Below are 12,569 nucleotides of genomic sequence, written 5' to 3'. Positions count from 1 at the left end.
CCGGCATCAATGATAAAGGTCATACGGAATCCGGCAATAAGCCGGAAACTTGCCGTCGATTTGAACATTTTTTGTCACAAAGACAATTCTTAACCCGGATACATTTCCGGTATAATAAAAGGAAAAGGCATTTCGGCGGCTGCGGGGTTCGCGGCACGGGAATGCCCTCCACTACTTTTCGAATCGGCGGTGAGACTTTTGCAATATAAAGTGTTGAAATGGCTGAGCTACGCATCGTGCATGATCATGCTGCTCGTCTCGTTCAACGGCGTGGTCGTGACGAGAACGGGGTCCGGCCTGGAATGCGGACGCCAATTCCCGCTCTGCCACGGCAAGTTCGTGCCGGGCACCACGATCGGTTCGCTGATCGAGTACACGCACCGGTTGACGGCCGGCATCGCGGGTCTGCTGGCGCTCGCCACGCTCGTGGCGTTTCTGATCTGGGCGCGCAAACGGCGCGATTTTCAAATCTATGCCGCGATCATGGCGTTTTTCGTCATCGTGCAGGCGGTCATGGGCGCGCTGGCTGTCGTCTTCTCGCAGTCGCCGCCGATCATGGCGCTGCATTTCGGATTCGCGCTGATCGCGTTCGCGAGCGCGCTCGTGCTTGCGCTGTCGGTGCGCCGGGCAGGCAGCCTGGAGCGCTACCAGGAGCCGCCCGCCGCGCAGCGGGTCAGCAAGCGCACGCGCAATTTGACCGTGTTCTCGGCAGCGTTCACGTATGCGGTCGTCTATACGGGTGCGCTGGTCAGCCATACCCAACTGGCGAAAATGTCGATCGTGCTGCATATCGCGTCCGCGCTGCTGCTCATTTTCGTACTGATCGTCGGGCATATGGCGGTTCGCAATTACTCGCATATTCCGGACATCCGCAAGCTGGGCATCATCGTCATCGTGCTGATGATCGCGCTGCCGCTCAGTGGCATTCTCAACCTCGTTGCGCTCGGCAGCGAATATTACATGTTCGCTCCGATGCTGCACACGCTTATTACGGACTTCCTGTTCGCGTTCCTGTGCTTCATGAGTATCCGGACCTGGGAATTGAGCCGGATTCCGGCCAGGGAAGAAACGTCGGTGCGCGTCAAGAAAACGGCGCAAGCCTGAGTGCCCGGCAGTCCCCGCGCAGCGGATGAACCGCCCGGCGGGGCAGCCGGCGCAGGAGGCATGCTAATTTGCGCGAAGGCGCGTACGGCCAAGAAGTCTCTGCGGAGGCTTCTTTTTTGTACGCCGGATCTGTCCGCGGCGGCAAGACAAACCGGCGGACCGAAAGCGATGAAAATTTTCATGCGAGACCTTTACAAAACGTGCCAAACTGAATATACTGAGTGAAGGATTTCGGTTCGGTTCTTTTGAATTTCCGTAATCCCCAGCTTTCCAATTAGATATCTCAGATTTTTCTTATCGAGAGAGGCGGAGGGACAGGCCCGATGAAGCCCGGCAACCGATCCTGCAGGCGAACGTCCGAAGAAGACGTGCGGCGCAGGGTGTCATGGTGCTAATTCCTACAGAACGCAAGCCACGGTTCTGGGAGATGAGAAGGTGACTTTCCGCATACGATGCGAGCCCTTTTTGTCTATCAAAAAGGGCTTTTTGATTTATCAAGCCGCGGTATACACGGGTTAGATCCGCAAGCGCGGCCGGCATGGAGAACGGGTGTGCGCCGCGAATACCCGCCGGCTTTAAGGCGACAGCGCGTAACCTAAAGTGGGCAAATCGACACACAAGCGATTTTAGACAGCTAGGAGGACCAGCCGAGTGATCACCATCAAAAATTTGGTTAAGACCTATACCACGAGAGGCAAGACGATGACGGCGTTGAACGGCATCAATCTGGAGATCGCCCAAGGGGAAATCTTCGGCATCATCGGCCATTCCGGAGCCGGCAAGAGCACGCTGATCCGATGTATCAACCGTCTGGAGCAGCCGACGAGCGGTTCGGTCTGGATCGGCGAGACGGACATTACCCGGCTCGGCAAGAGGCAGCTCCAGCGCGAACGCCGCAAGCTCGGCATGATTTTCCAGCATTTCAACCTGCTGTCTTCGGCGACCGTCTACGAGAACGTCGCTTTTCCGCTCAAGCTTGAAGGCAAATCGCGTACGGAGATCAACCGCCGGGTGAACGAGATGCTCGAACTGGTCGGGCTGACCGAACACGCGAGCAAATATCCGGCGCAGCTGTCCGGCGGGCAGAAGCAGCGGGTCGGCATCGCCCGGGCGCTGGCGCCCAACCCGCGCGTGCTGCTGTGCGACGAAGCGACGTCGGCGCTCGATCCCCAGACGACGGATTCCATCCTGCGTCTGCTGCTCGACATCAACCGCAAGCTGGGCTTGACCATCGTGCTTATCACGCACGAGATGCACGTCATCCAGAGTATCTGCGACAAGGTCGCCGTTATCAACGGCGGCATTATCGTGGAGCAGGGGCCGGTTATCGACGTGTTCCTCAAGCCGAGAGAGACGATTACGCAGGAGTTCATCAAGCGCGAATCCGAAGGCGGAGAGATGTTCGAAGAAGCGATCCGGGCCGTGCACGTGCCGTCTTCGCGGACGGTCAAAGTGACGTTTATCGGCGAGTTGACGTATCAATCGACGCTGTCGCAGACGGTGAAGGAGACGGGCGTCGACTTCGCGATTCTGCAGGGCACGATCTCGCGGATCAAGGAAACGCCGTACGGGCAGCTGGTCGTCCGTTTCGAAGGCGACGCCGCGTCGATCGACAACACGCTGCGGCGCCTGACCGAACAAAGGCTTGAAGTGGAGGAACTGCAATGAACGGCAAACTCGATTTTTCGCAAGTCAACTGGGAAGAGTTCGGCAAAGCCACGGTCGAAACGCTCCAGATGCTCGGCTACTCCAGCCTGTTCACGCTGCTTCTCGGCCTTCCGCTCGGCATCGTGCTGTTCCTGTGGGCGCGGTCGTCGTCGTACGTGCTGCGGGTGCTGTACAGCATCCTGTCGGTGATCGTCAACATCCTGCGCTCGGTTCCGTTCATCATCTTGATCATCGCGTTGATTCCGATCACGAAGGAAATCGTCAACACTTCGATCGGCGTACGGGGCATGATTCCGCCGCTCGTCATCGGAGCCGCCCCGTTCTTCGCACGGCTCGTCGAGACCGCGCTGCGCGAAGTGGACCGCGGCGTGATCGAAGCGGCCCAGTCGATGGGCGCTTCCACGTGGCAGGTTGTGTACAAAGTCATCTTGCGCGAATCGCTGCCGGGCCTGATTGCGGGCTTCACCGTCACGGTCATCGCCCTGATCTCGTACACCGCCATGTCGGGGCTGGTCGGAGGCGGCGGCCTCGGCACGCTTGCGGTCAACTACGGCTATTACCGCTACGAGACAGCCGTCATGCTCGTATCGCTCGTGCTGATCGTGCTGATGGTACAGATCATTCAGATGATCGGCGATCGTCTGGTCCTTCATTTTACCCGGAAATAAAACATAAAATAGCGAACAAAAGGGGAGAAACACAATGAAAAAATGGATTCTCGCAGTACTCACGCTTGCGCTCGTCGCTCTGCTGGCCGCATGCGGCAACAGCAGCGGCGGTACCACGGCTTCGACAGGCACGGACGCTGCCGGTTCCGGCGACGCGGCTTCGACCGAAGCGGTCACGCTCAAAGTCGGCGCTTCTCCGGTCCCTCACGCCGTCATTCTGGAACACATCAAGCCTGCGCTGGAAAAAGAAGGCGTGAACCTGGAAATCGTCCAATTCTCGGATTACATCCTGCCGAACACGCAGCTGGCCGAGAAATCGCTTGACGCGAACTTCTTCCAGACCCAATCGTACCTCGACGTGCAAAACGAGAAAAACGGCACGGACCTGGTCAGCGTCGCTTCCGTACACATCGAACCGTTCGCCGGCTATTCCAAAAAAATCAAATCGATCGACGAGTTGGCCGACGGCGCGACCGTAGCCATCCCGAACGATCCGACCAATACGGCACGCGCGCTGCTGCTGCTGCAAAAACAAGGATTGATCAAGCTCAAAGACGGCGCGGACATCACGTCGACCGAGCGCGACGTGACAGAGAACACCAAGAACCTCAAGTTCCTGCCGATCGAAGCCGCAGCGATTCCGCGTCAGCTCGACGAAGTCGACCTGGGCATGATCAACGCCAACTACGCGCTTGAAGCCGACCTGTCCCCGGGCGAAGACGCCCTGTTCAAAGAAGACAGCGACGTACCTTACGCGAACCTGCTCGTTACCCGTCAAGACAACAAAGATTCCGACGCCATCAAGAAATTGATCGCGGCTCTGAACTCGGAAGATACCAAAGCGTTCATTCAAGAAGAATACAAAGGCGAGATCATTCCCGCTTTCTAAGCGCGAACCTCTGAACCGTCGTTCCCGATCTGCCGATTCACACCAAAAGTCCCGGACTCCTGATGGAGAACGGGACTTTTTTTGGTGAGATCCGTTGTTTTTTTAAAAAGACAAACAAAAAGCGCCGAATCCGAAGATTCGACGCTCTCGTTCCATGTTCGCCTAAGCGAAATCTTGTATACGAACCGGGGTCCGTCTTAGAAGACCTGGATAACTTCGTTTACGCCTTCGACTTCTTCGAACAGGGCGCGTTCGATACCGGCTTTCAGCGTAATCGTGGAACTTGGGCAGCTGCCGCAAGCGCCGACGAGCTTCAGCTTCACGATGCCGTCTTCAACGTCAACCAATTCAACGTCTCCGCCATCGCGCTGCAGGAAAGGACGCAGTTTGTCCAGCACGTCCAGAACTTCATCATACATGTCGAGTTGTGTACTTTCACTCATTATGGTCAGCTCCTCTCAAATGTTTGAAGCGTACAGTTGTAACCGCGTAGTCACTTCGGAGAATCATTTTGCAAAAGAATGAAACAATAAATCAAACTTTGCAAAAGTCTCTCTTGTATTATAATATAAATGAATCGAAAATTAAAGAAGCATTCCAAGTTTGCCGTCATGCGGCTGAGAATAAATGAGAATAGGTGAGAAAATGATGATCAGACCGATTATCGAGTTCTGTGCCAGCAATATGCACCACGGCACGCAGGAGCTGTTCGACAAGCTTGAAGCCAATCCCGAATACGATGTCATCGAATACGGCTGTCTCGGCAACTGCGGGCAATGCGATTTCGGCCCGTATGCGATGGTGAACAGCGATGTCGTCGAAGCGGAGACCGTAGAGGCGCTGGAGAAAGCGATCGAAGCGAAGATGAACGAAGAAGATCCTTGGGCGTCTCTGGATCTGGACTAGGACTAGGGTTGAATGGGAGAGAGACGGTTTAAATTCCGCCTGAATTCGAACATTCGAAACTTTTCGACAAAAAAACCGTCCGTAATGTTGACGCTTTCACCGATATGCGATACACTGACAGCAATTCAATAAACCACTAGGCATGTGACTGGTTATGCAGGCAGGACCTAAAACGAACGAATCTCCGGATTTGTGCGTTTTAGGTCCTTTTTTAGTTGAAAAATGGCTGAAACCTTTCATATCGCCTGAAAAAGGAGCATAGATATGGACTACAAACGCACCGCCACCGACGTGCTGAAGCATGTGGGCGGCAAAGAAAACGTGTCTCACTTCGAGCACTGCTCGACGCGGCTGCGCTTTACGCTGATCGACGACAACAAAGCCGACGTTCCGCAGCTCGAAAGCGTCGAAGGCGTGATCGCGGTCAAAATGGCGAGCCAATGCCAGGTCGTCATCGGCAACGAAGTGCTGGAAGTGTACGACAAAGTCGTGGACCTGCTCGGTCCGGGCCATGCCGGCGCTTCGTCCGAAGACGGCGGCATGGCCGCAGGCGGCGACAAACCGGCGGAGAAAAGAAAATGGGGCGCCGTATTCCTCGATTTCCTGACCGGCGTGTTCGGCCCGCTCGTGCCGGCGATTGCCGGCGGCGGCGTGCTCAAGTCGCTTCTGCTGCTGCTGAGCGTCGCCGGCTGGATCGATTCGGACGGGCAGACGTACAAAATCCTGTTCCAGATCGGCGATGCGCCGCTGTACTTCCTGCCGCTGCTCGTCGCGGTGACGACGGCGAACAAGCTGAAGGTCAGTCCGCTCGTCGCGCTGTCCGCGGTCGGCGCGCTGCTGCTGCCGAGCATGGGCGCGATGCTGGCGGAAGGCTCGCAGCTGTTCGGCCTGACGGTGCGCAATATCGCGTACCCGTACCAGGTCTTCCCGGCCATCCTGACCGTGCTGCTGTACGCGCAGATGGAGAAGCTGTTTACCCGCATCTCGCCGAAGGTCATCCGCGTCTTCTTCGTTCCGATGATGGCGCTCGTCATTACCGTGCCGATCTCGCTCCTGCTGCTCGGGCCGCTCGGCTATACGCTGGGCGAAGGCTTCACTTCGATCATCCTGACGCTGTTCGATACGGTGGGCTGGGTCGCCGTCGCGCTGCTGGCCGCCGTGCTGCCGTTCGTCGTCTCGGTCGGCATGCACAAAGCGCTGCTGCCGTACGCGATCGCCACGATGGGATCGGCCGGCAAGGAACTGCTCTATCTGCCGGCTTCGCTGGCGCATAACTCGGCGGAGAGCGGCGCCTGCTTCGCGGTCGCGATCCGCACCAAAGACAGACGGCTGCGCGCAACGGCGATCTCGGCCGGCGTCTCCGCGCTGTTCGGCATTACGGAACCGGCGCTGTACGGCGTCACCCTGCAGCACAAAAAAGTGCTGTGGAGCGTTATGGCCGGCTCGCTCGTGGGCGGCGCTTACGTCGGCATCGTCGCGCTGCAGGCGCTGGTGCTCGTCGGACCGGGACTCGCCAGCTTGTCGATGTTTATCGTCGAAGACCTGCCGGGCAATATCGTGAACGCCATTATCGGCCTGCTGATCGCGCTCGCCGCGTCGTTCGCCGCAGCTCTGCTGCTGTTCAAGGACAGCCCGGCCGAAGCCGCCGCAGCCGCCGAAGCCGTACCGGCTCCAAGCCGCGCGGCCGAGGAGCGGCGTCAATTCGCGGGCAGCCTGCAGGCCGCCGAGATCTTCAAAAGCCCGGCGATCGGCGAGCAAATTCCGCTGTCCGACGTGAACGACGAAGTCTTTTCGACCAAAGCGATGGGGGAAGGTCTGGCGATCGTTCCTTCCGTCGGAGAATTGTACGCCCCGGTCGACGGCAGGATCGAAATGGTGTTCGGCAAAAAGCACGCCATCGCCATGAGCACGACCAACGGCGCGGAGCTGCTGTTCCATGTCGGCATCGATACGGTCCGGCTCAAAGGCAAACATTTCGATCCGCAGGTGCAGGCCGGAGATACAGTCAAAGCCGGCGACCTGCTCATGAAATTCGACTATGCACAAATTGCGGCGGAAGGCTACGACCCGGTCGTGCTGGCCATCGTCACAAGCAAAGACCGTTACCGGGTCGACGTGGCCAACTTGAGAAAAGTCGGTCGTCACGATACGCTGATGACCGTGACCGCGCTGACCGACTAAACCTACTTTTGGGAGGCAACCAATCATGACAACGTACAAAGGATTTCCGAAAAACTTTATGTGGGGCGGCGCTATCGCCGCCAATCAGGCGGAAGGCGCATGGAATGTAGACGGCAAAGGACCTTCGGTCGCCGACGTGGCCAGCTACAAGCCGCATTTGAGCGTGGAAGACTATGCCGGGCACGTGGGTATCTCCACGAAGATGATCGAAGAAGCGATGGCCGATCCGAGCGACCGGGATTATCCGAAACGCCGCGGCATCGATTTTTATCACCGGTACAAGGAAGACCTGGCGTTGTTTGCCGAAATGGGCTTCAAAACGCTGCGCGTCTCGATTGCGTGGAGCCGCATTTTCCCGACCGGCGAAGAAAGCGTGCCGAACGAGAAAGGGCTGCAATTTTACGAGAATCTGTTTACCGAAATGAAACGTCTGCATATCGAGCCGATCGTGACTCTGTCGCATTACGAAATGCCGCTTGCGCTCAGTCTCAAATATAACGGCTGGTACGAACGCAAAGTCGTCGACTATTTCGTGGAATTCAGCCGGGTCTGCTTCACGCGGTACCAAAATCTCGTCAAATACTGGCTTACCTTCAACGAAGTCGACAGTATCAACCGCCATCCGTTCACGACGGCGGGCATTATCCCCGACCGCTGCCCGGAAGGGCAGGAAGACCAGGTCGTGTACCAGGCGCTGCACCATCAGCTCGTCGCTTCGGCGATGGTGACCAAAGACTGCCACGAGATCATTCCCGGCAGCCTGATGGGCTGTATGCTGACCAAGCTGACGACGTATCCGAACACGTGCAACCCGAACGACGTGGAGATCACGCTTCAGCGCAACCTGAACAATTATTTCTATTCCGACGTGCAGGTGTTCGGCGAATATCCGATTCTGACCGAGCGCATTCTGGCAAGCAAAGGCGTGCACATCCGGATGGAACCGGGCGACCGCGAAGTGCTCAAAGCGCATACCGTCGACTTCGTGTCGTTCAGCTATTACATGTCGCTGACCGAATCGGCGGAAGCCGGCAAGGAACGCACAGCGGGCAATACGATCATGGGCGTCAAAAATCCGTATCTGCCGTCGACCGACTGGGGCTGGCAGATCGATCCGGTCGGTCTGAAAATCTCGCTGATCGAACTGTACGACCGCTACAAAAAGCCGCTGATTATCGTGGAAAACGGCATGGGCGCGGTCGACGAAGTGGCGGAAGACGGTTCGATCCACGACGAGTACCGTATCCAGTATTTCCGCGACCATTTCCGGCAGATGAAAGAAGCGGTGGAAGCCGGCGTCGATTTGTTCGGCTATACGAGTTGGGCGCCGATCGACCTGATCAGCGCTTCCACGTCGCAGATGTCCAAGCGTTACGGCTTCATCTACGTCGATCAGGACGATCTCGGCAACGGCACGCTTGCGCGCAGCCGCAAAGACTCGTTCCACTGGTACAAAAAAGTGATCGAGACCAACGGGGAAGAACTGTAACCGGTCGGCTGCTCCGATCTTTCCGGCAGGAAGGGGAACCAGACAAGATGATCAAAATCAAAAAAGTGCTGAACTCCAGCGTCGTGCTCGTCGAGGACGATCAAGGCAAAGAATATATCGTTTTCGGCAAAGGCATCGGCTACGGGCAAAAAACGGGCAGTCTGATCGACGAGAACCAGGTCGACCAGACGTTCGTTCCGGTCGAAGACGTCAAAGTCAAAGAGTATCTCGGCATGCTGGACGCGATCGAGCCCGTCTACGTCGAACTGACGCGCGAGATTATGGCCTATGCCGAACGCAAGCTGCAGACGAAGCTGAATCCCGGCACGTATTTTATGCTCATGGACCATTTGAGCTTCGCCGTCGAACGCTACAAGAAAGACATCAACCTGACGAACAAAGTGTTCTGGGAGATCAAAAACTACTACCCGGAAGAGTTCGAGATCGGCCTGTTCGCGCTGCATCTCATGAACGAACGGCTGGAGCTTGAACTGCCCAAAGAAGAAGCCGCGAATATCGCTTTCCATTTGATCAATGCGCAGGGCGGCAAGTCCGAGTCGAAAGACGGGATGAAATACGCCAAGCTGATCGGCAGCATCGTCAATCTCGTCCGGTATTCGCTGCATATCGATCTGGATACGGAAAATATCCATTACACGCGGTTCATTACGCACGTGAAATTTTTCGTCGAGCGCTTCTATTCGGATCGGATGCTGCAGGCCAAAGACGATCTGCTGTTCGAGCAGATCGCCACGCTCTACCCGCAGGCGATGGACGGGGCATTCAAGATCAAAGCCTACGTGGAGCAGGTGCACGGAAAAGTCATTACGAACGACGAACTGACCTATCTGGCGGTGCATATCCATCGCCTGATGTCGTACAACGAGCTGGAGTAGCCGCCTGGAAAAGGTACGGTTTGTGGAGAGCCGGGGCCGGCTCTCCAACGGATTGGAGGCGGGATTTCTTTTCGCCTTTGTATAAGCCCAAGGCTGTTAGCCGGGCAACAAAAAAGAAGCCGTACTCGGATATCGAGTACGGCTTCTTTGGGCTGGGGAAGTTGACGTAAACTTCATCGGGCAGGGAGGCGGAGGAGAACTTGAATGGAGAAACGGAGTGCTCGCCTTTGTCTGTGGGAAATCTCCCTGACAACATCCAATCCTATTTCCCACAGGCAACAAGCGATCGGAATCAAGTTCTCCGCAGCTTCACAGGCCGGGCGGCGCGGATTGGGTTTTCCACGTCCGCATAGGACGCTCCGCGCGAACTGAATCTTCCCGTCGGCTCCCCAAAGCCGGATCTTCTACCCCAGATTATGCTTCGACATCCACAGGACGCCGCTCTTGAGCATGCGCGGCACGCGGCCGGTAATCGACGTATCGCCGATGACGTTCAGGCCGAAGCCGGCTTTCTGGCCGAGGGAACCAAGCATGCCTTTGAGCTTCATCGGCTTGAGCTTCGGCTTCTCGTTTTTCCAGAAGGCGAGCAGCACGTGGGCGATCTGCTCGCCCTGCGCTTCCGCCGCCTGGGCGCTCGGAGCGAACTCCAGGCTGGCGCAGTCGCCGCAGACGAACACTTCCGGGTACGTCTCGATCTGCGAATATTCGTTGATGACGACGCGGCCCGAACGGTCTTTGGTGACGTTCATGTTCTGCACGACGTCGACCGGCTGGATGCCGGCCGTCCAGACGACGGCATCGGTGTGCATCAGTTCGTCGCCGTTATAGAGCGCGTCCTGCTCCACGCGGCTGATCGAGACTTTGTGGCACACTTCGACGTCGTGTTTCTTGAACCAGTCCTGCACGTAGCGCGAGATCCGCGGCTGATACGACGAGAGCAGGCGCTCGCCGCGGTCGAGCAGCGTGATCCGCAGATCGTGCCGGCTCTCGCGCAGTTCGGCCGCAAGCTCGATGCCGCTGAGGCCGCCGCCGACGATATGCACGTGGGCGGAAGGCTTGAGGCTGCTGAGCTTGTCGTTCGTGCGGCGCGAAGCGTGCAGCGACTGGATGCTGTACGTGAATTCGTCCGCGCCAGGGACGCCGTGGTAATTGTCGGTGCAGCCGAGCGCGACGACCAGCTGGTCGTAAGGAACCGGCTCGTCGTTTTGCAGCAGCACTTTTTTATTTTCCAGATCGATCTGCTCCACCGTACCGAAATGCTTCGTGATGCGGGGATGGTTCGGGAACGCGATCCGCAGTTTGTGGTCGGACACGGTTCCCGCCGCCAGCGCGTAATATTCCGTTTTGAGTCCCATAAAAGGAAGCCGATCGATCAGCGTCACGTTCACGTCCGAAGGAAGATTTTCCGAGAGGGTATCGAGAATGGTCAGGCCGCCGTAGCCCCCGCCGAGAATAACGAGATTTTTCATATCAGATCTCCTTAGTGTGTGGATTGGTCGAGCTGCCGGCGCGAAGCCTCTACTCGTACACTTCGACTTCGTTGTAGAACGTGTCGCGTTCTACCGGGATGCGGCCCGCTCCCTTGATCAACCAGATCAGTTCCTTGCGCGTCAAGCCTTCCGGAGTCAGCGCGCCCGCGGCGTGGCTGATCCGTTCCTTGACGATGGTGCCGTGCGCGTCCGAAGCTCCGAACGTCAGCGCCATCTGCGTCAGCTGCGTGCCGATATTGATGAAGTACGCTTTGATATGATCGATGTTGTCGAGCATCAGACGGCTGATCGCGATCGTCTTGAGATCTTCGTAGGCCGAGTTGCGGCGCATAATGCTGGCATTGCGGCTCTTGGGCTGCATGGACAGCGGAATGAACACCATGAATCCGTTCGTCTCGTCCTGAAGCTCGCGGATCTGGATCATGTGGTTGATGCGGTCTTCGTGGCTCTCGATCGAACCGTACAGCATCGTCGTGTGCGTGCGCATACCGATCTTGTGGGCGGTGCGGTGCACTTCGAGATACCGGTCCACGTTCGCTTTGTCGACGCGCATTTTCTGGCGGTATTCGTCGGAGAGAATCTCCGCGCCGCCGCCGGTCAGCGATTTGAGGCCCGCGCCCTGAAGCGCGCGCAGCACTTCTTCGATCGACAGTCCGCTGATGCGGGTGAAGAAGTCGATCTCCGCCGCCGTGTACGCTTTGATCGTCACTTCCGGGAAACGCTCGTTCAGCGCGGCCAGGGAATCGACGTAGTATTGGAACGGCACGTTGTTGTTATGGCCGCCGACGATATGGAACTCGCGCACGCCCGGCGTGATGTTCTCTTCGACGTAGCGGACCATTTCGCTGCCGCTCAGCGTGTACGAACCTTCTTCGCCCTCGTCTTTGCGGAAGTTGCAGAACGCGCAGTGCGCTTCGCAGACGTTGGTGAAGTACAGGCTCATATTTTCGATAAAATAGACCTTTTTGCCGTTCTTGCGCAGGTTGACTTCGTTGGCCAACTGGCCGATCGTCAAAATATCTTCGCTCTGATATAAATAAACGCCGTCTTCCAAGCTCAAACGCTGCCCATTGTGAACCTTCTCGGCGATTTCGGCCATGCGCTTATCCATGGTGGGATTGATGATCGTAGACATTTTGTAAGAACCTCCTCGTTGATCCCGAGGCGGCGCTACCGCACCGGAACGGGCCGGACCGAATAGGACCGGAATACTGGACAGACAACAAAAACATAGCCGCACGCGGCGGCCGCTATCTTGCTGAAACGGACAAGCCGTTT

The 12,569-nt window shown here is 57.1% G+C and carries 11 protein-coding genes and 1 riboswitch; of the genes, 8 read left to right on the top strand and 3 right to left on the bottom strand.

Annotated elements, in window-relative coordinates; translation table 11 throughout:
- The first annotated feature begins 198 nt into the window (after nucleotides 1-198).
- The 4 genes from FFV09_RS06540 to FFV09_RS06525 all read left to right on the top strand — a co-directional run bounded on the left by FFV09_RS06540 (nucleotide 199) and on the right by FFV09_RS06525 (nucleotide 4,329).
- The gene (locus FFV09_RS06540) at nucleotides 199-1,104 is read left to right on the top strand and encodes a COX15/CtaA family protein (RefSeq protein WP_141447109.1); all 906 of its coding nucleotides are present in this window, start codon (nucleotides 199-201) and stop codon (nucleotides 1,102-1,104) included.
- Nucleotides 1,105-1,395: 291 nt separating this feature from the next.
- A riboswitch (SAM riboswitch) is annotated at nucleotides 1,396-1,538 on the top strand.
- A gap of 217 nt (nucleotides 1,539-1,755) precedes the next feature.
- Nucleotides 1,756-2,772, top strand: coding sequence for a methionine ABC transporter ATP-binding protein (locus tag FFV09_RS06535; protein ID WP_425472277.1), 1,017 nt, complete (start codon nucleotides 1,756-1,758; stop codon nucleotides 2,770-2,772).
- Nucleotides 2,769-3,440, top strand: a complete 672-nt coding sequence (locus FFV09_RS06530) for a methionine ABC transporter permease (RefSeq protein ID WP_141447107.1) — start codon at nucleotides 2,769-2,771, stop codon at nucleotides 3,438-3,440. The genes FFV09_RS06535 and FFV09_RS06530 overlap by 4 nt, the downstream gene beginning before the upstream one ends.
- 34 nt (nucleotides 3,441-3,474) lie before the next feature.
- Entirely contained in the window at nucleotides 3,475-4,329 is an 855-nt protein-coding gene (locus FFV09_RS06525) for a MetQ/NlpA family ABC transporter substrate-binding protein (RefSeq protein WP_141447105.1), read from the top strand.
- A gap of 197 nt (nucleotides 4,330-4,526) precedes the next feature.
- Here FFV09_RS06525 and FFV09_RS06520 read toward each other — a convergent pair whose 3' ends face one another.
- Nucleotides 4,527-4,772, bottom strand: a complete 246-nt coding sequence (locus tag FFV09_RS06520; RefSeq protein ID WP_141447102.1) for a NifU family protein — start codon at nucleotides 4,770-4,772, stop codon at nucleotides 4,527-4,529.
- 205 nt (nucleotides 4,773-4,977) lie between these two features.
- Between FFV09_RS06520 and FFV09_RS06515 the strand changes: the two genes are divergently transcribed.
- The 4 genes from FFV09_RS06515 to FFV09_RS06500 all read left to right on the top strand — a co-directional run bounded on the left by FFV09_RS06515 (nucleotide 4,978) and on the right by FFV09_RS06500 (nucleotide 9,801).
- A complete protein-coding gene (locus FFV09_RS06515; protein WP_141447100.1) occupies nucleotides 4,978-5,235 on the top strand; it encodes a YuzB family protein in 258 nt (85 codons plus the stop codon).
- Nucleotides 5,236-5,499: 264 nt separating this feature from the next.
- A complete protein-coding gene (locus tag FFV09_RS06510; protein ID WP_141447098.1) occupies nucleotides 5,500-7,416 on the top strand; it encodes a beta-glucoside-specific PTS transporter subunit IIABC in 1,917 nt (638 codons plus the stop codon).
- Nucleotides 7,417-7,441: 25 nt separating this feature from the next.
- Complete coding sequence (locus FFV09_RS06505) at nucleotides 7,442-8,905, top strand: glycoside hydrolase family 1 protein (RefSeq protein ID WP_141447096.1); 1,464 nt, start codon at nucleotides 7,442-7,444, stop codon at nucleotides 8,903-8,905.
- A 47-nt stretch (nucleotides 8,906-8,952) separates the two neighbouring features.
- Nucleotides 8,953-9,801: a PRD domain-containing protein gene (locus tag FFV09_RS06500; protein WP_141447094.1), complete on the top strand. Its 849-nt coding sequence runs from the start codon at nucleotides 8,953-8,955 to the stop codon at nucleotides 9,799-9,801.
- A 404-nt stretch (nucleotides 9,802-10,205) separates the two neighbouring features.
- Here FFV09_RS06500 and FFV09_RS06495 read toward each other — a convergent pair whose 3' ends face one another.
- Together FFV09_RS06495 and mqnE are read right to left on the bottom strand one after the other, a co-directional pair.
- Nucleotides 10,206-11,270 carry an NAD(P)/FAD-dependent oxidoreductase gene (locus FFV09_RS06495; protein ID WP_141447093.1) on the bottom strand — a complete coding sequence of 355 codons (1,065 nt, stop codon included), beginning with the start codon at nucleotides 11,268-11,270 and terminating at the stop codon, nucleotides 10,206-10,208.
- A 49-nt stretch (nucleotides 11,271-11,319) separates the two neighbouring features.
- Nucleotides 11,320-12,426, bottom strand: a complete 1,107-nt coding sequence (gene mqnE / locus FFV09_RS06490) for an aminofutalosine synthase MqnE (RefSeq protein WP_141447091.1) — start codon at nucleotides 12,424-12,426, stop codon at nucleotides 11,320-11,322.
- Between the last annotated feature and the right edge of the window lie 143 nt (nucleotides 12,427-12,569).

The organism is Saccharibacillus brassicae (assembly GCF_006542275.1).
Taxonomy (GTDB): domain Bacteria; phylum Bacillota; class Bacilli; order Paenibacillales; family Paenibacillaceae; genus Saccharibacillus; species Saccharibacillus brassicae.
The sequence above is the reverse complement of the archived record's forward strand: the minus strand, read 5'-3'. Positions and strand labels throughout refer to the sequence as shown.